The sequence below is a fragment of the Bacillus sp. FJAT-45037 genome (assembly GCF_002797325.1).
Lineage (GTDB): Bacteria > Bacillota > Bacilli > Bacillales > Bacillaceae_D > Alkalihalophilus.
Window position 1 is genome coordinate 2,961,931 of record NZ_KZ454938.1, and the last position, 22,017, is coordinate 2,983,947.

At 38.5% G+C, this 22,017-nt stretch carries 17 protein-coding genes, 5 tRNA genes and 2 pseudogenes; 1 reads left to right on the forward strand and 23 read right to left on the reverse strand.

The features are described from left to right. Nucleotides 1-28: 28 nt before the first annotated feature. Nucleotides 29-1,054: a DUF3231 family protein gene (locus CDZ88_RS14940; protein WP_100374299.1), complete on the forward strand. Its 1,026-nt coding sequence runs from the start codon at nucleotides 29-31 to the stop codon at nucleotides 1,052-1,054. A 349-nt stretch (nucleotides 1,055-1,403) separates the two neighbouring features. On the opposite strand, the gene CDZ88_RS14945 is transcribed toward CDZ88_RS14940, so the two are convergent. The 23 genes and pseudogenes from CDZ88_RS14945 to CDZ88_RS15055 form a co-directional block, all read right to left on the reverse strand. Next, entirely contained in the window at nucleotides 1,404-2,657 is a 1,254-nt protein-coding gene (locus tag CDZ88_RS14945; RefSeq protein ID WP_100374300.1) for a glycosyltransferase family 2 protein, read from the reverse strand. After that, a complete protein-coding gene (locus tag CDZ88_RS14950) occupies nucleotides 2,650-4,407 on the reverse strand; it encodes a DUF2334 domain-containing protein (protein WP_100374301.1) in 1,758 nt (585 codons plus the stop codon). The genes CDZ88_RS14945 and CDZ88_RS14950 overlap by 8 nt, the downstream gene beginning before the upstream one ends. Before the next feature lie 242 nt (nucleotides 4,408-4,649). Continuing rightward, nucleotides 4,650-5,837, reverse strand: coding sequence for a glycoside hydrolase family 113 (locus CDZ88_RS14955; protein WP_100374302.1), 1,188 nt, complete (start codon nucleotides 5,835-5,837; stop codon nucleotides 4,650-4,652). A gap of 284 nt (nucleotides 5,838-6,121) precedes the next feature. Beyond that, nucleotides 6,122-6,656: pseudogene (locus CDZ88_RS14960) on the reverse strand (methylated-DNA--[protein]-cysteine S-methyltransferase). Then, nucleotides 6,649-7,557 (reverse strand): DNA-3-methyladenine glycosylase family protein, encoded by a 909-nt coding sequence (locus CDZ88_RS14965; RefSeq protein ID WP_100374303.1) that lies wholly within the window; start codon nucleotides 7,555-7,557, stop codon nucleotides 6,649-6,651. Before CDZ88_RS14965 ends, CDZ88_RS14960 begins: the two are co-directional and overlap by 8 nt. 12 nt (nucleotides 7,558-7,569) lie before the next feature. Further along, nucleotides 7,570-7,722 (reverse strand): annotated as a pseudogene (locus CDZ88_RS14970) (helix-turn-helix domain-containing protein); the annotation flags it as partial. Between the two features lie 231 nt (nucleotides 7,723-7,953). After that, nucleotides 7,954-8,433, reverse strand: a complete 480-nt coding sequence (gene rlmH / locus CDZ88_RS14975; protein ID WP_100374305.1) for a 23S rRNA (pseudouridine(1915)-N(3))-methyltransferase RlmH — start codon at nucleotides 8,431-8,433, stop codon at nucleotides 7,954-7,956. A 71-nt stretch (nucleotides 8,434-8,504) separates the two neighbouring features. Then, on the reverse strand, nucleotides 8,505-8,663 hold the full coding sequence (locus CDZ88_RS14980; RefSeq protein ID WP_100374306.1) for a CxxH/CxxC protein: 159 nt from the start codon (nucleotides 8,661-8,663) through the stop codon (nucleotides 8,505-8,507). Between the two features lie 166 nt (nucleotides 8,664-8,829). Next, nucleotides 8,830-10,044, reverse strand: coding sequence for a S1C family serine protease (locus CDZ88_RS14985; RefSeq protein WP_100374307.1), 1,215 nt, complete (start codon nucleotides 10,042-10,044; stop codon nucleotides 8,830-8,832). Nucleotides 10,045-10,218: 174 nt separating this feature from the next. Continuing rightward, nucleotides 10,219-11,013: an MBL fold metallo-hydrolase gene (locus CDZ88_RS14990; RefSeq protein WP_100374308.1), complete on the reverse strand. Its 795-nt coding sequence runs from the start codon at nucleotides 11,011-11,013 to the stop codon at nucleotides 10,219-10,221. Between the two features lie 29 nt (nucleotides 11,014-11,042). Then, nucleotides 11,043-11,813 carry a two-component system regulatory protein YycI gene (locus CDZ88_RS14995; protein ID WP_100374309.1) on the reverse strand — a complete coding sequence of 257 codons (771 nt, stop codon included), beginning with the start codon at nucleotides 11,811-11,813 and terminating at the stop codon, nucleotides 11,043-11,045. Continuing rightward, entirely contained in the window at nucleotides 11,810-13,135 is a 1,326-nt protein-coding gene (locus CDZ88_RS15000; protein ID WP_100374310.1) for a YycH family regulatory protein, read from the reverse strand. The genes CDZ88_RS14995 and CDZ88_RS15000 overlap by 4 nt, the downstream gene beginning before the upstream one ends. Then, nucleotides 13,132-14,955 carry a cell wall metabolism sensor histidine kinase WalK gene (gene walK, locus CDZ88_RS15005; RefSeq protein WP_100374311.1) on the reverse strand — a complete coding sequence of 608 codons (1,824 nt, stop codon included), beginning with the start codon at nucleotides 14,953-14,955 and terminating at the stop codon, nucleotides 13,132-13,134. The genes CDZ88_RS15000 and walK overlap by 4 nt, the downstream gene beginning before the upstream one ends. Further along, a complete protein-coding gene (gene yycF, locus CDZ88_RS15010) occupies nucleotides 14,955-15,665 on the reverse strand; it encodes a response regulator YycF (protein ID WP_100374312.1) in 711 nt (236 codons plus the stop codon). Before yycF ends, walK begins: the two co-directional genes overlap by 1 nt. Nucleotides 15,666-15,893: 228 nt before the next feature. After that, nucleotides 15,894-15,969 (reverse strand) — tRNA-Thr (locus CDZ88_RS15015). Between the two features lie 5 nt (nucleotides 15,970-15,974). Beyond that, nucleotides 15,975-16,050, reverse strand: a tRNA-Phe gene (locus CDZ88_RS15020). A 49-nt stretch (nucleotides 16,051-16,099) separates the two neighbouring features. Beyond that, nucleotides 16,100-16,176 (reverse strand) — tRNA-Asp (locus CDZ88_RS15025). Between the two features lie 17 nt (nucleotides 16,177-16,193). Continuing rightward, nucleotides 16,194-16,268, reverse strand: a tRNA-Glu gene (locus CDZ88_RS15030). 22 nt (nucleotides 16,269-16,290) lie between these two features. Next, nucleotides 16,291-16,366 (reverse strand) — tRNA-Lys (locus tag CDZ88_RS15035). A gap of 233 nt (nucleotides 16,367-16,599) precedes the next feature. Further along, nucleotides 16,600-17,886: an adenylosuccinate synthase gene (locus CDZ88_RS15040; protein WP_100374313.1), complete on the reverse strand. Its 1,287-nt coding sequence runs from the start codon at nucleotides 17,884-17,886 to the stop codon at nucleotides 16,600-16,602. A gap of 238 nt (nucleotides 17,887-18,124) precedes the next feature. Further along, complete coding sequence (dnaB, locus tag CDZ88_RS15045) at nucleotides 18,125-19,489, reverse strand: replicative DNA helicase (RefSeq protein WP_100374723.1); 1,365 nt, start codon at nucleotides 19,487-19,489, stop codon at nucleotides 18,125-18,127. Nucleotides 19,490-19,595: 106 nt separating this feature from the next. Then, on the reverse strand, nucleotides 19,596-20,039 hold the full coding sequence (gene rplI / locus CDZ88_RS15050) for a 50S ribosomal protein L9 (RefSeq protein WP_100374314.1): 444 nt from the start codon (nucleotides 20,037-20,039) through the stop codon (nucleotides 19,596-19,598). 2 nt (nucleotides 20,040-20,041) lie between these two features. After that, nucleotides 20,042-22,006, reverse strand: coding sequence for a DHH family phosphoesterase (locus tag CDZ88_RS15055; protein WP_100374315.1), 1,965 nt, complete (start codon nucleotides 22,004-22,006; stop codon nucleotides 20,042-20,044). Between the last annotated feature and the right edge of the window lie 11 nt (nucleotides 22,007-22,017).

Here is a 22,017-nt window from a genome sequence, read left to right on the forward strand (position 1 = left end):
AATAACTATCCTTTGGAGGGAATCATATATGCCCGAACGTCAAATAAATTTAACTTCTGCTGAAATTGCATCAATTTGGACTAGCTACATGAATGATAGTATGGCGAAGTGTATTTTAGGTTATTTTCTAGAACATGTAGAAGATGAGGAAATCCGCTCTATTGTTCAATTTTCCTATGACCTTTCGTCTGCTCATATAGACAAACTTACTACCATATTCCAAGAAGAACAAATTCCGACACCAACAGGGTTTACATATGATGATGATGTGAATTTTAATGCACCCCGCATGTATACTGATTCATTTAAGCTTACTTATATCAACCACATGGCTAAAGTTGGATTACTTGCAAATAGTGGATTCATTTCTATGAGTGCTAGAAACGACATTAGAACTTTCTTCATAGAAAGTATCCATGAAACCACTGAGTTATTCGCCCGAAGTTCGAATGTAGCTATTTCAAAAGGGACATTCATTAGGGCCCCTTATATACCATATCCAACTGAGACAGATTATATAGACACAAAGAAATATCTAAGTGGGTTATCTCCTTTTAACAAACACAGACCACTAAATGCAATTGAGATCTCACATTTGTTTTTGAACATTCAAACTAACCTTATTGGGAGTAAACTTGCTACTAGTTTCGCCCAAGCCACATCACGAAATAATATTCGCAAATGGATGTTGAGAGGAAGGGATATATCACAAAAGCATATTGAAATATTTACAAAGATCCTTTTGAATAACGATATAATCGCACCTATGCCGTCAGATATCTGCATAACTGATTCCACCACAGCACCTTTTTCCGACAAATTAATAATGTTTCACATGTCATTATTAAATGCAACAGGAACAGGAAACTACGCCACGGCTGCTGCTGTAAGTCAAAGAAGTGATCTCACTTTAAATTATGAACGCCTATCACTAGAAGTAGCTCAGTATACCAAAGACGGGGCTGATATTTTGATCGATAACGCATGGCTAGAACAAACACCAGGAACAACGGACAAAGACCAATTAACAAAGAAAAAAGATACTTCAAGTTAAAACAGCAAAAAAAGGAAAGGAACATATACTGTTCCCTTCCTTTTTTTGCAGTGCGAGTTAGGCTAGACTAACGGAATACTCCACGCTTAACTAAAGGATGGCATTCTTAACGAGCATTTCAACCCAAATATTTTACTCTTAATTAAGTGTACTGTTTTGAGAGTGTTAGACAGACCCTAACACTTCTCTTTTTTCTATCAGAAAAGCATCTTTTATTCCAAAATAACAGTTAAGGTGAACCGTTATTTATAATACGGTTCACCTTAGCAGATCTGAATGATTAGAGAAAAACAATAACATCTATATTGCTTCTCATACTAAAACTTTCATTTATAAACTAACCTTTATTCTACGATTTTTTGAAACGTGGCGTTTTATACCATTTCACTTCCTGTTTAAAAATTAAGCGCTTAAACTCCTTGAACGCGGAATACAAGATTAAAAATAGCCAAATTTGCGCATATAAGAAATACATAAGCAATACAGTAAAAAAATTTCTTAGATTTAGTTGATTTTTTTCCATGCTTAGCGCTAGTAATACTTCTGTAACAAATAGTAAGAAGCCTACTACCAACAATACATACGAAACAAGTCCAATTGATAACTCCAAATCAATAAATAAATTGGTCACAAAAATTACATGAGAAAGTAGGACTCCACCAAAAAACAAGAAATAGGTTAATAGCAGGTAGATTAAATCAATTAGTACTTTCTTATGCTTTAATTGTGGAAATCGCAATAAATACTTTCCAAGTACATAGATGTTACCACTTGCCCATCTTGTTCTTTGTTTCCACCATACTTTCCAAATTTCAGGTTCTTGTTCCCAAGTAACTGCTGTGGGAATGAACCGAATATAATAACCTAAATTATAGACTCTTATACTTAACTCGGTATCTTCCGACAATGCTTTGATATCCCAGCCCCCTAGTTCTTCAAGAATGGATCTTCTTATTGCAAAATTTGTACCCGGAATGGTTGTCATTTTAAACCAAAACCATCTCCCTGCTTGAGCTAACCACTGAAAAGTAATCGTTTCAATATTAATAAATCGAGTAAGTAAATTTTTATTATGATTGATCACTCTAAATTTACCGATAACTGCACCAGCTTTTTCATCATGCTGCAGAGCAAGAACTAATTTTTTTACTGCCTCTGGTTCAGGTGTATTATCAGCATCATAAACAACAATAATTTCACCTGAAGAATCTGTAAGTCCTATATTTAATGCCCCTGATTTTCCTTTTCCAGAAAAAGGGGGCTTGTTGTGAATGACTTTAATAAAAGTATGTTCACTAGCATAATCGTCAGCAATCGTACCTGTTAAATCAGACGAATAATCATTGATTATAATAATTTCTAGTTTATCCTTTGGATAGTCTAAACGTACCATAGCTTTAATTGTCTCTTCGATAACCACTTCTTCATTATGTGCTGGAATGAGGATACTAACTAAAGGTTGTACAGGTGTATTTTCTAAACATGAATCGTTAATTTCTTTATATCTTCGGGAGAATAAATATCCCCCTTGCATTAAGAACATATGGTAAAATAACATCAGCCAAATAATAAGCAAAGAAATGTATAAAAGATTTTCAGCCAACTTGATCACCCCTTTTTGCTCGATCCTTGCTGTTGATTATCACATAGAAGATAAAGGTTAAAATGGCCAATCCTCCTATACCTGCTAGACACCATAGTACCCTTGTGAGAATCACCTTTAAATGATAGTTGAGGTAACCCCAAGAAGACATAAAAAGCCCGCTATGATTAATGTCTACAATGATTTCACCCTCCTCAGAGCGAATATCAACATAGTCTGTATGAACTCTATTGTCGATTTGTTTCAAATCTATCCAAGTCACATCTGGAATTTTCTCTATCTCCTCAATAAATTCATTAAACAACTCTACTCCAAGGTACGGATGAAAAAATCCTGCTACCATTCCATTTCTAACAAATTTATAATCTTCTGCACTTTGTACCATCTTTTCTATCGCTTGTGGGTCCTCTGGCTTTACATAACCTATTGTCTCTGGTAATAACTTCATTCCATGTAAGAATGTAGGATGTGTAATATAAGGTGAGGCCGTCATAATCTCCCAATCATGATCACTTAATTGCGTCTGACCAACATAGGTCGTGAAGTACTCAGAAGCCACCTGATAGCCATGTTGCGACATGGTGTAGTGAGGAGCTTCAAAAGCTAAAGGGTATAAACCATAGTTAGCCAACTCTTGAATGCCTCTTGTTAATCTTCCTTCTATATAATTTCTTTCATATGCTTTTTGTGAACTTAGATATTGCTGATATTCTTCTTCAGTATCAAAATCTTCTTTTATTTTTATAATAACTTCAGCATCCTGTTCATGATAAATCGGCATATTATGCTCAACATCCCAAAACTCAAAACCTTCACCAGTTTCACTTAATCTAAATTGGTGAGTATAGCCATGTAAAACGATACTTCCACCATTATCCTGCATGAATTTCAACGCTTTTAATAATTCAGGAAAGTCTGAAAAATGATATTGTTTTTTTGTTTCTGGATTTGTATATACAGGTATGACGGCAACCATATACGGGATGTTTTTCTCTGATAATATTTCAGCGATAGCCATTACTTCCTTTGGGTCTACCATTGGATGAACATCTTCAAGTCTAATATAACCCGGGTGCTCACCAAAATTTGTCAAAGGTTCTTCTACAAAAACTTCATGAAGTACTTCTGCAAAAACTAATGAAAACGGGGGTTTTAGTAAACTGGAAGCAAAATAATAGTTATTTTGATTTTTGACAAACATAGGGAATCTTTGATTTTTATTTTTTCCTAATAATAAAGTTTCTGTTTCATAATCTACTGCAAGGTTTGTGTTTATTATTAATTGAGGATTAAAGGGAAAGTTCTTACCTAAATTAGGCAGAGTCACTTGTTCAATGACTGCATTGGTTGAAAGCCATTCAACAAAAGCAAAACGTTCTTCAAACTGGTCTGCATTGTAACCTATGGAGACCATAGTACCTTCATAATTTGAAATTATATCTACCAATGCTCTCGGCAGTACTTCCTTCTGTTGACCATAATAAAATAGATAATCCACTTTATCCAAGTCATCTTCGTTCACTTGTGAGCTTGCTTTAAATATGATGTTATCTGTGAAATGACCAAGTAACATATCTAACATTCGTTGGTGTTCATCAACTTCACCGCTCTTTGAAGAGAACACAACCAATACTTTCGGATTATTATCTAACAAACTTTTATCTGCTTTTACATTCGTTATACATATTAGTGAAAAGATGGTCCAAATAATGATAATGGTGTAAAGCTTTCCTCTCTTACTTCTCCTCACTCATATGCGCCTCCTAACCTATACAAGCCGTTTGTTATAACTCACTATGATAGGTATGAAGAGACGAGCAAAAAAATGTTACAAATTACCTAAAAAAGAAAAAAAGACCCTAAGGCAAAAGCCAAAAGAGTCTTTCTTTCTATATTTCAAGTGTGGTACTAACATCCAATTATAATATTTGCATTATTCACACATTTCTCTTTGCTGATTCTTCAAGTGTACCTAAAAGTACTTTATTTGGATCACTCACCTATAAAATCCTTTAAAAAATGTTGTTTAATTACCTGTTCTGTGGGTGAATTAAGCGGGGAATAGTCTATTACTCCCGGATCCTGATCCAATGTAACACACCACCAATATATTCCTTTACTTACAGATCGTAAGGCGTTATATGTTGCCTCATAGTAAGTAGCTTGAGCTTGCCTATCAAGCTTACCACCAGGTATGCTCCATGCATACGGTTGTCGATAGGCTCCATCAACAGGTATCATTCCTGCTTCTGTGATTATAATTGATTCTTGATTGGTTAAAGTTTTCAATTCACTTATCCATTTACCCCACGCTTTTTCTAATGTCTCTAAACTAGCACCATCAGGAGCATCTAATGGATAATAGGCGTCAATCCCTATATGATCTAATAACTGAACAAACTCAATTGTTGAAATATCCAGAACCGTATCCCAATTAAATGAATAAATTAATTCTCCTTTATAATTCTCACGTAAATCTTCAATAAGTTTAACCCACTCATCACTGTATCGATTTTGTAGAGAATTAAACTCTGTTCCTATATTAAAAAATTCAACATTATTAGATTGTGCCAACTCAGCATATTTGAGTAATAATGAACGATAGCTATTAAACCATTCTTTAGGATCTGTTGGTTGAATTTGTCCTCTCCAATGCCCAGATGTGATCAAACTTTGTTCGTCTAATATAGGTCGAATCATCACACTTAATTCTTCTGCATGAGCCTCTTGGATTAAACTTTTTAATTCAGAAATAGTAGGTGTAATTGTAGGATCGCTCATCACATGATTTGCTTGCCAATCTTTTTGATAAAATGGAAATGTAATAGTGACACTATTTATCCCTAAACTATTTAAATGGTTAAACAGTTTCTTGGCATCGGAAATATTAGGATGACCATATACCAATAGATTCATGCCTGCTTGAAATTCATTACTCTCATATTTACGATCTACCCTTTGCTCTATTGATTCGTTTTCAGGTTCTAGATCACTTATATTTTGAAATGCTTCTGTCATATTTTCATCCCCCTTTGTATCTATAACTGGCTCACCACTCATAGATTGTGTTTGCGCACTGTACTCATCATCAATTGATAAATGATTATGCCCAAACCATAGTATAAGTACTAAAGTTACAGTAACACTTAAACTGATGAGATTTTTAATACTCCTCGTCACCCATTCCTCTCCTTTGTTAAACAGTATCAAACCAAACTCGCCTCTGAAAGAATGGTCATGTTTCATTTTGTCATTAATGGATTTTATGCATATTATGTTAAACAAAGTATTGCAAATATGACTGAATTGACAATAAATTTCATTTAACTACACTACATCTTTGATTTATCAAATAATATGTGGTTACCTTATAATAGTATCCATACAAACAAATCCCCAAACAAAACCTTTTTTTCAAGAGGCGCAATATAGCAGATTTATTTGAAGAATTTACCGTTCGATATTCAATAATTGCTAAAACCTTTCTTATGATACGGTTCACTGGGATACCATAATAAATCTTTTGGCTTGTTTCTAAAAGATTCCTCATGTTGAAGAAGCCATTCCTTCCTCCATAGACCTCCCGCATAGCCAGTCAGCTTACTATTTGATCCTATAATTCGATGAAAAGGGATGACAATGCTCAATTTGTTTTTTCCTTTGCATTACCTACTGCTCTAATCGCTTTTTCATTTCCAATTGAAACCGCAATTTCTTTATATGAAGCAGTTTCGCCATATGATACTTCTTTTAATGCTCTCCAGACTTTTTTTGAAAATCTGTTCCTTTATATTGATATGAGAATGTAAATTCATGGCGGCTGCCTTTAAAATACTCATCAAGCTGGCATTTACAATCTTCTAAAATCCGAGAAGGTTTATTTTGGCTTTCATAGTTTTCTTGTTCAATAAAAATTATAGAAAAAATTGCTTTGTCACTACCTAATATTTCAATTACTCCTAATGGGGAATGATAATAGGTTTTATAGGTTTCAGTCATATAATGACCTCCAAAGATAAAAGGTAGCATACGCCTGCCAACCTTCCCATCTTACCGATAATTCTTTCATTTCTTTAATGGTTGGTTTACGCTCATAACTTAATAATTTCTTTAAAGCATTCTGGAGACCAACATCTGCCATTGGAAATGAATTTTTAATATGTAAATTTTTCATCATGACATAATCTGCAGTCCACGCTCCAACGCCTCGAAATTGCATTAAGAATTCCTTCACTTGATGATAATTTTGTTGTTTAATTAATAATTCTTTAGTTAACTCTCCATCTTTCATCGCCTTAGCAATTCCAATGATATATTCCGCTTTCTTAACTGTAATTTGAAGCTTCCTTAAATCCTGCACATCAAGAGATACAATTTTATCAAGTGAAGGGAATACCCAAAATGTGGTACTATCAAAAGTTAGACTTTGACCAAATTGTTCTACGAAACGTCTTTTTAACGTGTAGGCAAATGTTAAATTAATTTGTTGACCTAAAATCGCCCATACTATAGTTTCAAACAAATCATGAATGTTAATCATGCGTAATCCGTAATATTTTTGAGTAATATCCATTAGTATATTATCGGAATCGGCCAATTCATAAAATTTATCTAAATTTGTGTTTAAATCAAACCACTCCCATATATATTCTGCCACTTCTTTTCGTGTATCTTTAAATGGAATGTTGTTCAGAAACTCAACCTTAATGAAGTCATATACATATTCAATCTTAAATAAGATTAATCTTTCATTCAAACTTATTAGTTTATATAAACATCCTTCTTTAATTTGGTGAAGGACGTCTTGGTCAGATCTTCCTAAAAAGACTAAACACTCTTCAAAATTGAATTCCCTAGGAGGATATAGCTTTATAAATGATTGACAGTCCATCCAATTCATTTTAGAAACCCCTTACATTTTATTTTTTCGATACTCACCCGGTGAACAATCTTTCAGCAATCTAAACACTCTGTAAAAATTAGAAGGAGTCCGGAAACCGACCTCATAGCATATTTCAAGGTTTGTCATGTTAGAAGAAATAAGAAGATTTGTCGCTTTGTCGACATAATAGAGCAAAGTTATTTTAATGAAGATTTTTTAAAGAGAGCGTAAAAAATCCTATGTAAATGAATAAATAGAAAAAGGAAGGCCTTTTTTTGTAGAATTAAAACACCATAACCAACTCAAATAAAAGACAGGCGATTTTGTGGCTTAACTAATTTAAAATTTCTTATCTAACCATTGATTTGTCTAACTACTCTTTAATTAGTTGAATTTCCATTCTCCGTTTTACCACTATTTGTGGTACGGTTCTCCTCGATTTATCCTAAACGCTCGATACACCTGTTCCATCAACACAAGTCTCATAAGTTGATGCGGCAAGGTCATTTTTGAGAAGGAAAGAGCATAGTTACTGCGTTGCATAACTTCATCGCTTAATCCTAATGAGCCGCCAATGATGAAGGCGATTTTGCTGTTGCCGTATGTTCCTAGTTGATCGATTTCCTTTGCTAATTGTTCACTTGTGAGCTGTTTACCTTTGATTTCAAGTGTGATAACATGCGTATCTGGCGCAATTTTTGCTAGGATGCGCTCTCCTTCTTTTTGTTTCACGATCTCCATATCTGCTGGGCTTAAGTGCTCTGGTGCTTTTTCATCAGCTACTTCGATTAAGTCAACCTTCGCGTAGGCTCCAAGTCTTTTTTTGTATTCCTCAATGCCTTGTTTTAAATACTTCTCTTTTAACTTCCCTACTGAAATTACTGAGATATTCACAGTGTGTATTCCCTCGCTCTTTTTATTTTATCCACAGGACTTATCAACATATCAACAGTGTTAGTAACTAATTATTTCGCAATTGAATATATAGCTGTTTTTTCGCAGAAACTACATGTTGTGGATATCTGTGTTTCTTGGTCCGTTTTTTCGATAATAGGAGCTGCCTCATGTTCGTCCACAATGACGTCCATCGCTAGTTCAATATGTTCTTCGCATGCATACAACATTATTTCTCCACCTTTCTCGTTCACGCGTTATATTATAGCATAACCGTTTTTCTCACTGTGAATGACTTTCTTCATGTCTCGCTGCACAAAAAAAGCAGAGTTATGTGGATAACTCTGCTTCTTCTCTCTTTCAAAAGGAATTAATATACTTTCCTTTCCAACCTTTTTAAAAACTCTGTTGTTCCGCTAATTGCACGGTTGCTTTCTGGAGGGTTCCATTTCGGTAAAAGCTCACTTCTACTTCTTCACCGATCTGCTTTTCTGTGTAAAGGAATCTTCTTAAATCATGCCCATCGGCGATATCTTCCCCGTCAATCGCAACAATGACATCATATTGTTCAAGGCCAGCTCGTTCTGCTGGTGACATCGGGGCAATGCTCGAAACCATGACGCCCGCATTCACTTCACCAGGTAATTTCAGTGTTTCTTGCCAATGGTAGCTAGGGATCTCACTTAATGATTGAATACCAACTCCTAGTTGTGGGCGTTTTACTTCTCCATACCGTTCTAGATCTTCAATGATTGGTAAAGCGACACTCGTAGGAATGGCAAATCCAATTCCTTCAACAGAGCTTTGAGCAATTTTCATCGAGTTAATTCCAATCACTTGCCCTTCAATGTTTAATAGCGCTCCACCACTGTTTCCTGGATTGATTGCAGCATCTGTTTGCAACACTTCTGCATGCCAATCAACTTGACCATTTCCTGTGAGATCAACAGGAATGCTGCGTTCGGTGGCGCTTATGATTCCTTGTGTCACCGAGCTCGAGAATCGCAGTCCTAACGGATTCCCGATGGCTATCGCTGGCTCACCTACACGCAAGGCATCTGAATTACCGAAGTCCGCCACCGTATCTACCTCGCTACTATCGATCTCAAGTACAGCTAAATCTGTAATCACATCAGAGCCAAGTAACGTCGCTTGTACACGTGTGCCATCTGATAAGCTCACTTCGATTCCGTTGGCCCGATCAATGACATGATGGTTCGTGACAACAAACGCTTTATCTCCTGTTGTTTTATAAATGACACCAGATCCAGTGCCTTCGTCTCCTCCCTGTTGTTGAAATGGATTCGATTGTTGAATGTTAATCACCCCAACGACAGCGTCTGATACTTGATCAACAGCCTGAGTCACATCAGAACTAACTGAGTAATTGACCGCTTGAACATCCTCTGGCACCTCAGACTCAATTACCAGCTCACTATCAGTTTGACCGAGTTGATAGGGCAGAACACCAAGATTTGATAAGGTTGGAATAGAAAATAAAACTATGAATCCTCCGACAACAGCCCCGGCAAATGCGGCAACCACTCCGCCACGGTTGGAACGTTTTCTTCTCGTTTGTGGTTGTGAATAATGTTCATCATAAAATCCCATGACCCCACACCATCCTTATAGTAAAAGAGTTTTTTGTTTTTATTATACTTATTCTTTAGGATAAATCTACTAGTCCGCATCTGTTTTGATAATTTTTGATACTGTTTACAGAATTACCAACAAACTTTCTTCATAAACACACCTAGACAAAAAAGCCCTCATGGCTGAGAGCTTTTACACGACTGTGATTGGCGTTGGTGTAAGTGGATCCGTATCAAAAACATGAAACTCTTCACCGACAGCCATCCCTTGTTCTTTCAACACTTGCTCAACAGTTAACCGAGCCAATTCCTTCATGTTATTGTCTAGACTTAAATGCGCTAAGTAGATGCGGCTCGTTTGATCAGTGATTACTTCAGATAGGGCGAGCGCGGCATCTTCATTGCATACATGGCCTACATCACTTAGTATTCTTCGTTTCACATTCCAAGGATATCGTCCCATCCTGAGCATATTTAAATCATGGTTGGATTCAAAAATGTACATGTTAGCACCTTTAACCGTACCCTTAATTCTTTCACTCACATAGCCCATGTCTGTGGCGAGTACGAGCTTTTTTCCCTCGTGATGAAAACAAAAAAACATTGGCTCTGCTGCGTCATGAGAAACACCGAATGACTCAACATCGAGGTTGCCAAATGCCTTAACCTCTTCTGTACCAAAAATGAATTTTTGCTCTGTTGAAATCGTCCCAATCTTACCTTCCATCGCCGCCCATGTTTTTTCATTGGCATAGATCGGTACTTTATGCTTTCTAGCAAAGATTCCGACTCCTTTAATATGATCACTATGCTCATGACTCACAAGGATTCCGTCGAGATCTTTTGGATTTCGTCCAACTTCAGAAAATAGTTCATCCATCTTCTTACCACTTAACCCCGCATCAATGAGTAGTCGTTTCTCATTGGTTTCGACATACACTGCATTCCCGGTACTTCCACTTGCCAACACACTAAAACGTAACGCCATTGCGACTCACTCCCATGTATACCTACTGCTTATGATAATTGTTGAATTTCTGGGTTGATTGCATGGACAAGATACGTTTCTCCTTCTACGGTGACACGCCACATCGGTGCAAAAACTTGTGCCCCACCTTGTGGACTATAGAAGCTGTAATACCCAAATTCAACTAAGGTTACAGTATCATTAACGCCAATATGTTGAGCGTTTAATAATACTTCGATTGCTTTTATGCTTGATAAAACTTCACGCTCTCTACCCGTTGGCTCAAACTCATAGTAGCTCTGTTGATAACCAATCAGATTACCATCATCATTTAATTGCAAGATCAACGGCTCTGCTTCAAACGCATACGCCGTCGTCCCTTCATACGTTTGCTGGAGAAGAACCCGTCTATCCTCTGAATCAAAACGTGCAAACTGATAGTTTGATCCGTTTGTAACATACGTATTTAAGAACTGATTTAAATCTTGGGCGAATTGACCTTCTCGTAATTCATATGGTTCGTCTAAAACAGAAATAATCGTTGAGCCATCTCTTAAGCTTACCTCTTGATTATTTAGCGTGTTCAATTCCGATTCACTAAAAGGCATCATTTTTCCAAGCACGTGACCGGCCTCAATCGTATCTTCAGGCAACTCGACATCGATCTGAACATTATTATCACGTAATACTTCTTGAATGGATGCTTGAGCAATCATATTCATCTGGTTCGAATTGTTTTTCTCGATTAATTGCCAGATGAGAAAGATATTTAGAAAGAGGAAGGTGATGATGAAAATGGTTTTTGTCCGATTCCAATTCATTGAACACCCTCCCCGTGTAATTCTTGATCAAACGTCACCTTTTGCCATTTTCCATCATATAAAACGTACCAATACGGTTCTAATGTAACGAGTGATACATTCTGTTTTTTCATCTCGTACCCAATCATGACCTTCTCTAGCATCTTCGTCTGAAAATATTCTTGCTGGCGTAACCGCTGAAGAACGTCTTCACCAGATGGAAGTTCGACACGTTGAATCGCATTAATCGGCAGACTATCTAAATCAAATAGAGGACGTTCGTAGTTAATGATTTGCGATCCGACTCGGCTAACCTTCAATCTCATCATACTCTGCCCTTCATAACTAATCACTGGGACACCGTCAATATGAAGTAAATACTCGGCTTCTTCACGAACATCGGCAGACGTCCAGTTGGCAAGGAGGTATGGATCTGACCACCCTCCATGACTATTAATGAAATCAAAACTGCTTTGGACGATGTGACTGCTACTACGATCCTGATTTTCTGAAAATAATGGGTTGTTGTAATCCATAAACTCTCCATCATTTCGTAGCTGGATAATTCGGTTTCCATCTGTATACGACTCAGAAGAATCAGCGAAATTAGCCCGGACCGAGTTTGGCTCATTAAACAACTCGTCTATAAAAAAATTCACATTAAGTGGGCTCGTTGTATACGTAACTTTTTCTACTTCGGTAGGTTCAGTCGGCACATAGAGATGTTGGTAAAGCTGAGAAGAAGAGACACCCCGATGAACGGAAGTAACAGGCGTATACTCTCCTCTTACTAACTGTTCAAATGCCTCGAATTCAACCGTTGTCTCGACTTCAATGACACGCGCTTCCTCAACCGAGAGCATCTGCATACCAATCTCTTCTTCTGACGTGTCCTGATAAACAAATAACCGGTCCACTTCAGCTATCGGTACATTGAACTCGTCCCGATCGACATTGAACATCGCTAGAAAGATATCCGTTGGAATCGGCGTTGGAAAGATCACTTCTACCCCTGCACGCACTTGTTGTTTTGGAAAAGGTCCTGTAGCTAACATATCGCCTTCTGCTAGTTCAGCCCCTAATAGTATGTCATAAAACTGTTGAAATTCTTCTTGTCCTCTAGAGATCATCGCGGTCTCGCCATCGATAAATGTAATCAATTGCTCCGGCTGGATGACCTCACTAAGTCTTAGCTCTTCACTAATGAGAGACGCTCGTTCTGACTCTTCGGTTTCTCCTAAGAAATTGATATCTGGCTGAAAGGTCCACAACTGCCACGTTAGAACAATACTTAAACCAACAAGTCCAATGAGTAACCCTGTTTTAACGTGCTCGTAGCTCATGCCTCTCCCCCCTTAAACGTTGAGTAAGGCAAAGTAAAGTAAATGGTTGTCCCTGCTCCATATTCACTACTGACCCAAATTTCACCGTTGTGAGCGTGGACAAGTTCTTTTGCAATTGCTAAACCAAGACCTGTGCCACCTACACTTCTAGCACGTGCTTTATCGACACGATAGAAACGATCAAAAATCTTCGTTTGGTTTTCACGAGGTATCCCCATTCCTTCATCCGAAATACTCACACGTACATTATGCCCTTGATGAAGAAGTGTGGTCGTAATGTTACCACCTTCAGGCGAATATTTCATGGCATTGGAAATGATATTATCAATGACTTGTGTTAATTTATCTTGGTCGATTTCGACATAGGTCGGATGATTAGAGATGTGACGAGTGAAATGAATATTTCTGCCTTGTGCCACCATTTCAAAACGATCAATCACTTCATTTAAGAACTGACCAAAATCGACCCATGCCATAGTCAAACGGTAATCATGACTATCTATTTTCGATAATTGCAAGAGGTCATTAACCAGACGTATCATCCGCTCTGTCTCGTTCTGTGTAACTCCAATAAATCTCGGAGCTAATTCTTTATCTTCTAACGCCCCGTCCGCAAGAGCTTCTAAGTAACTTCTCATGGTCGTCAAAGGTGTTCTAAGCTCATGTGATACATTGGCTACAAACTCACGTCGTTCTTGCTCAATTTTCTCTTGCTCTGTGACATCATGAAGAACGGTAATAATCCCATTGATAGGCCCTTCATCCTCTTGAATAACGGAGAAATTCGCTTCGATTAGAAACTCATGTTTTTCATCACCAAAATCAAGGAGAATGGAGTCCATTTGTTCATAAAGGTCATCAAGTGTGTACTCATTAGGTAAACGCAGAACCTCTGGTAAGGGCTGCTTGATGACTTCATAACTCTGTAAGCCAAGAAGCTCTTCAGCACGCTTATTCATCAAAATGATCTTGCCATTTTGATCAGTAGCGATCACACCATCTGTCATATGAGCCAGGACAGAGCTTAGTTTCTTCTGCTCTCTTGCTCTGGTCGCTGTTGCATCTTGCAATTTATTGGTTAACTCGTTAAAAGAAGAAGCTAATTGACCAATTTCATCTGTACTATAAACCATCACTTGTCTCGAAAAATCACCATGGCCCATACGTAACGCTTGCTTTCGCATATCCATAATGGGTGCTGTAATCGTCCTAGCTAGTAGGATGACCAGTACTGCTGTAATGAGAAGGGCAATGACCGTACCACTAAGTAAGATCCCATTGATTTGCTTCATTTGATCATAAATCTCTTCCATCGATGATTCAATATAGATCGCACCAATAGGGGTATTGTCAGGGTCTTTAATTGGCACGGCTAACACTTGTACCCGATCCCCTGTTTGAGGATCTCTCATCATCGCCTCATCGACAACCCCAAGAAGCGCTCGTTTCACCCGATACTTAGTCGTCTGTTGCCCAACAATATGTCGATTAGCAAAATTTGAAGTACTTAAAATCTCACTGTTGCCACCAATGATTTGAACTTCTGCATTCGGTATCGTAAACGTCTCTCTTAATAAGGCATTAATGTCTGTTTTTAACGTACTAGCATCTTCTCTTGGCTCTAACATTTCCTGAGCCACATTATAACCAAGTAGATTTGCACGCTCCGTGAGCATTTGATAGTGGTTATTAACCAATTGCTCTTCTAATTTTCCTGTAAAATACACACCTATGATTTGCATCGCCATAAAAATCAGCAACACATAGATAATAATCAGCTTAAATTGTATTGATTTGAAAAATCCAACCTTACGATCCATTAACGCTGTCCCGACTCTTCTGGTGTTGAAAGGTAGTAGCCGACTCCACGTCTTGTAATAATCCATGTTGGATAACTTGGATTATCTTCGACTTTTTCACGAAGTCTACGCACGGTCACATCAACTGTTCGTACATCACCGAAGTAGTCATATCCCCACACAGCTTGTAGCAAATGCTCACGCGTCATCACTTGCCCAAGATGCTTTGCTAAATAATGAATGAGTTCAAACTCACGGTGAGTCAGCTCAATCGTATCTCCGCGTCTTTTTACTTGATAGGCATCAGGGTAAATAATAAGGTCCCCGACCATAAGCTCTTTTTGCGTAGAAACATCCTCTGCCCCAGATTTCCTGCGACGAAGATTGGCTTTAACACGTGCAAGCAGTTCTCTTGTGCTAAACGGTTTTGTGACATAATCATCGGCACCGAGCTCTAGTCCTAACACTTTATCAATCTCAGAATCTTTTGCAGTTAGCATAATAATCGGTACATCGGAGCTTTTTCTCACTTCACGACAGACTTCCATCCCGTCTTTATGCGGTAACATAATATCTAATAGAATAAGATTTGGTTCTACTTTTTTAAATTCTTCTATTGCTTGCAAACCATCATACGCACAAACAACTTCGAAGCCTTCTTTTTCTAAATTAAATTTTAAAATATCAGCGATTGGCTTTTCATCATCTACTACTAGAATTCGTTTATCCATTCATAATCGCTCCTGTCCTACAAGGTCTTTATCCACATTCTAACACAACTACCTTAACAAGTAGCGGAAAAGGGTCATCTAACCGTGGATCGGTTTCGCTTCTTTTTCTCTCGTTTATCTAACACTCTCGTTCATCGTGCCATTTTGTTTTTTACATACAAAAAAAGCCCCTGCTAAAACAGAGACAAAATAAAAAAATCGTGCCTATGCACGTATAATGGTTAAAACTGGTGCCGGCCAGAGGACTTGAACCCCCAACCTACTGATTACAAGTCAGTTGCTCTACCAATTGAGCTAGACCGGCAAAAGTGGTGGCTTGGGACGGAATCGAACCGCCGACACATGGATTTTCAGTCCATTGCTCTACCGACTGAGCTACCAAGCCATTTGTTTGGTCATGTACCATAATACCAGATTTTATCGTTAAAGTAAAATGGCGGTCCGGACGGGACTCGAACCCGCGACCTCCTGCGTGACAGGCAGGCATTCTAACCAACTGAACTACCGGACCAATTTGAAAATATGTAATGGTGACCCGTACGGGATTCGAACCCGTGATACCGCCGTGAAAGGGCGGTGTCTTAACCACTTGACCAACGGGCCATTCTTAAATACATGTAAAAAATGGTGAGCCATGAAGGATTCGAACCTTCGACCCTCTGATTAAAAGTCAGATGCTCTACCAACTGAGCTAATGGCTCGTACTATTTCATTCGCTTCAACTCTCAGCGACAAGAATAATCTTACCATAGCACCGATTGACGTGCAACCCTTTTTAAAAACTTTTTGAAAAAAGTTTTTAATATGTTTTGGCGCTCATTAAAGAATAGCGAATAATGACGAAGGATGCAACAGTTTTTTTTCAATATCTAACATAAGCTTCATAAATGAAAGAAAGCCATCTAAACCTAGAGAATAGATGGCTTCGGCGATCTTAAGCAAATACCCCGCGAACCATATTCGTTTGGTTACGATCTGGCCCTACAGAGAAGACCGTTAACGGAATACCTGTTAGTTGAGAAACACGCTCGATATAGTGACGTGCATTTACAGGTAACTCATCTAGTGATTTCACACCAGTAACGTCTTCTGTCCAACCAGGAAGCTCTTCATAAACAGGCTCACATTCAGCTAAAACTCTAAGGCTTGCTGGGAACTCGTTAATGATTTCGCCACGGTACTTGTATGCTGTACAAATTTTTAATGTCTCAATACCCGTTAATACATCAATAGAGTTAAGAGAAAGATCAGTAATCCCACTAACTCGACGTGCATGACGTACAACGACACTATCGAACCAACCAACGCGACGTGGACGTCCTGTTGTTGTTCCGTATTCTTTTCCAATTTCACGGATGTTGTCGCCAATCTCATCATGTAACTCCGTTGGGAATGGTCCGTCACCTACACGAGTTGTATATGCTTTTGAAACCCCAACAACTTTATTGATTTTCGATGGGCCAACACCAGAACCGATCGTGACACCACCAGCAATTGGGTTAGAAGAGGTTACAAATGGGTATGTTCCTTGATCAATATCAAGCATAACTCCTTGTGCGCCTTCAAATAAAACACGGCGGCCTTCATCTAATGCATCATTTAACACAACAGATGTATCACAAACATATTGTGCCATTTGTTGTCCATAGTTAAAGTACTCATCAAGAATTTCTTCTTTCGTAAATCCTTCAACTTCATAATACTTTTCAAACATGCGATTTTTTTCAGCAAGGTTACGCTCTAGCTTCTCTTCAAATACTTCACGATCCATGAGATCCACCACGCGAATACCCACACGTGCTGCTTTATCCATGTAAGCTGGACCAATTCCTTTTTTTGTAGTTCCAATTTTGTTAGCACCCTTACGCTCTTCTTCCACGATATCAAGCTTTAAGTGGTAAGGAAGAATGACGTGCGCGCGGTTACTAATGCGTAAGTTACTTGTATCAACATTGCGCTCATGTAAGTAAGCTATTTCTTCCATTAATGCTTTAGGGTCAATAACCATACCATTTCCAATGACACAGTCTTTATCTTTATAAAAAATCCCAGACGGAATTAAGTGAAGTTTGTACTTCTCTCCGCCGAAAACAATTGTGTGTCCTGCATTGTTTCCACCTTGGTAGCGAGCCACAACTTCTGCTTTCTCAGAAAGATAGTCTGTAATTTTTCCTTTTCCTTCGTCGCCCCATTGTGTTCCTACAACAACTACTGATGACATATCTTGCACCTCCGTCTCGGACGTATGAACCGAGAAATTTCAAAATTCATTGATCATTATATCAACTTATTGGAAATCAGTCAACAAAACACGAACATTTATTTAAGGTGTGTCAATTTCGTTCGTATGATCCTTTTCCTTCGACCACTTTAAAACAGGTACTAATTAGCTTTTCCTCACTTAAGAAAATACATCCAAAAAAATCTGCTCTTATACCAGAGCAGATTTTTTTATGATCCTAAGCACCCGGTGGCATACTTCTTTCATCATGACGCCGATCGAGGTTTACGAATTTATTAAATTCTTTTACGAAAGCTAACTCAACGGTACCTACTGGACCATTACGCTGCTTAGCAATGATGATTTCGATAATATTTTGATTCTCGGACTCTTTATCGTAATAGTCATCACGGTATAAAAAGGCAACAATATCAGCATCTTGCTCAATACTTCCCGATTCACGAATATCCGACATCATCGGACGCTTATCTTGTCGGGACTCAACCCCACGCGAAAGCTGAGAAAGAGCAATGACGGGAACTTCTAACTCACGAGCGATCGCTTTAAGTGTTCTTGAGATTTCGGAAACTTCTTGTTGACGATTTTCTCCGCTGCGACCGTTTCCTTGAATCAACTGTAAATAATCAATCATAATCATCCCAAGTCCTTGCTCTTGCTTAAGGCGTCTACATTTTGCTCGAATATCGTTTACTTTTATACCAGGGGTATCATCAATATAAATACCGGCTTTTGCAAGACTTCCCATCGCCATCGTTAGCTTCTGCCAATCCTCTGATGTGAGGGCACCTGTACGCATTCTTTGGGCATCGATGTTTCCTTCTGCACAAAGCATACGTTGAACTAGCTGGCTTGCGCCCATTTCTAAACTAAAGATCGCCACATTCTCGCTTGTCTTCGTAGCGACGTTTTGAGCAATATTTAGAGCAAAAGCAGTCTTACCTACCGACGGACGAGCAGCCACGATGATTAAGTCATTACGTTGGAAACCTGCTGTCATCTTGTCTAACTCCATAAAACCAGTTGGGATACCTGTAATATCACCTTTTTGATTTTGCAAGAGTTCAATTTGATCATACGTTTCCACTAAAACATCTTTAATTGAGATAAAAGCACTGGTGTTTTTACGCTGCGCAATATCTAAGATGGTTTTCTCCGCGTCATCTAAGATCGCATCGACTTCATCTTCACTCGTATAACCATCAGCAGCGATATTCGTTGCGACACGAATCAATCGGCGTAAAACGGACTTCTCTTCGACGATGCGACTATAGTATTCGACGTTCGCTGCGGTTGGAACAGCATTTGCTAGATCACTAAGATAATTCATGCCACCAATTTCTTCTAACCACTTACGATCTTGTAGTTCAGATGTAACAGTGACTAAATCAACTGGTTCGCCCTTTTCTGCAAGGTCAAGCATGACTTCATACACACGCTGATGTGCTGCTCGGTAGAAGTCTTCTGGCAATAGTTTTTCAGATGCTGTAACGAGGGCACCATCTGCTAAAAAAATCGCTCCAAGTACTGCTTGCTCAGCTTCGATATTTTGTGGTGGGGTACGATCAGCAAATAAATCGCTCATAATCATTTTTCCTTTCCTCAAGAATGAAAAAGTCTGACCTTACTAGGAATTGCAAGATATTCTTGACTCCTAGAGATCAGACCCATTGATCCATCTTTGATATAGTTTATTCTTCTACAACATGTACTTTGACTGTCGCAATGACTTCTGGATGAATTTTAATCGGTACATTTGTATATCCCATTGAACGGATTGGGTCGTTAAGCATAATTTTACGCTTATCTACCTTCATATTCATAGAGGAAAGTGTTTCCGCTATTTGTTTCGTTGATACAGCACCGAACAAGCGACCACCCTCACCTGATTTCGCTTTAATTTCTACAGTAATTGATTCTAGTTCTTTTTTGTAATCAATAGCAGCTTGAAGTTCTTCTTCTGCTTTTTTCTTTTCACTATTTTTTTGAGCATTTAAGTTGGCCATAGCCCCTTTAGTCGCTTCAACGGCTAGATTATTAGGTAGGAGGTAGTTACGCGCATACCCTTCTGACACATTTTTTGCTTCTCCCTTTTTCCCTTTACCCTTTACATCTTCTAGAAAAATTACTTTCATCGTTATTGTCCCCCTTCTAAACTTTCATCAATGGCTTGTTGTAGCTTCTCTCTTGCCTCTTCAAGTGTTACATCTTGCAGTTGCGTGGCGGCATTAGATAAATGGCCTCCACCTTGAAGACGTTCCATAATTAACTGTACATTAACATCACCAAGTGAGCGTGCACTAATGCTCACTAGTTCATCTTTTCGTTTTGAAACAACAAAGGATGCAGAGACATCTTTCATCGTTAATAACGTATCAGCTGCTTGCGCAATCACAATTTGACTAAGGATCTCTTGCTCCCCGGCTACAGCAATCGCCATTCCATCTCTGTAGATCTCAGCCGTTTCAATAAGCTTCGCTCGTTTCACATACTGTTGCATGTCTTCTTTTAAGAGCTTTTGGACAAGTGTTGTGTCTGCGCCATTTGTGCGAAGAAAGGATGCCGCATCAAACGTTCTCGAGCCCGTTCGAACAGCGAAACTTTTCGTATCAACAATGATGCCAGCAAGAAGAGCGGTTGCCTCAAGACTATCCATCTTTAATTGCTTCGGTTGATACTCTAGTAACTCGGTCACAAGCTCGGCTGTTGATGAAGCGTATGGCTCCATGTAAACAAGGACAGGATCCTTGATAAATTCTTCTCCGCGTCTGTGATGGTCTAGAACAATAACTCGATCAACACGTGGCAGAAGTCTCGGTTCAATGACTAAAGAAGGTTTATGTGTATCAACGATGACAAGCAATGTTTCGTCTGTCACATAATCAAGAGCCTCTTCAGGTGTCACAAATTGTGACCATAGATCCTCATGATTCTCGACTTCCTCCATGAGCTTTTGCACATCATGATTGATGTCATTAGGGTCTAAAACAATAAAACCTTCTTTTCCATTCACTTCAGCGATCTTTAACACACCGATAGAAGCACCAATCGCATCCATATCCGGGTTCTTATGCCCCATAACAATGACCCGGTCACTTTCAAGAACAAAATCACGTAGAGCATGCGAAATAACTCTCGCTCGAACTCTTGTCCGCTTTTCCATCGCGTTTGATTTCCCGCCGTAAAAACGAACTTTACCATTCTTTTGTTTAATCGCGACCTGATCGCCCCCACGACCGAGTGCTAAATCTAAACTTGATTGTGCAAGTTTACCTAACTCTCTTAATGAAGGTTCGCCTGTTCCGACACCGATACTAAGCGTAATCGGTACTTTTTCTTTCCCTGTTAATGTTCTAATCTCATCAAGGACATCAAAGCGAAGTTCCTCAATGTGCTGCAATGATTTAAAGTTCATAATAACGACAAAACGGTCAGATGCCGTGCGGCGAAGAAGAATGTCGTTTTCATTAGCCCAACTATTTAGAGCTGATGTCACTTGACTCATTAATCGACTTCTCACCTGATCTTCCATTCCTTGCGTCACTTCATCATAATTGTCTAAATAAATAAGTCCAACGACTGTTTTTGTTTCTTCATATAACTCTTCTGTTTTTTCTTTCTCTGTAACATCTAAAAAATAAATTAATCTCTCCGGAGGTTCAAACGTCAAGTGATATGATCGTTCGCCAAGCGTAATGACTTCTGTTTCAACACCATCTTCAATCATTGAATTTAAACCGTCATAAAGATCATCTAATTCTTTATCAATGAGATCATCGGCAATATGTTTACTAATATAAGGATTGATCCATTGAATCATCTTTTCATCATTATAAAGGAGAATCCCTACAGGCATCTTGGTGACTGCATCTTCTCCTGCCCTATTTACACGATAAGATAGCGTAGAGATGTACGCTTCTAAATCACGCTCAAACGCATATCGAGCTTGAGACGTGTAGATGGCTAACACTCCTAATATGAATAAACCAATTACACCAACTTGCCAGTGGTAGACCATTAGCACACCGCTAAATATTACTGCCACAGCAAATAGTGCAATGACGTGGTAGCCATGCCACCGCTTCATTAAGAACTTCGGCATAGTGTCAGCTC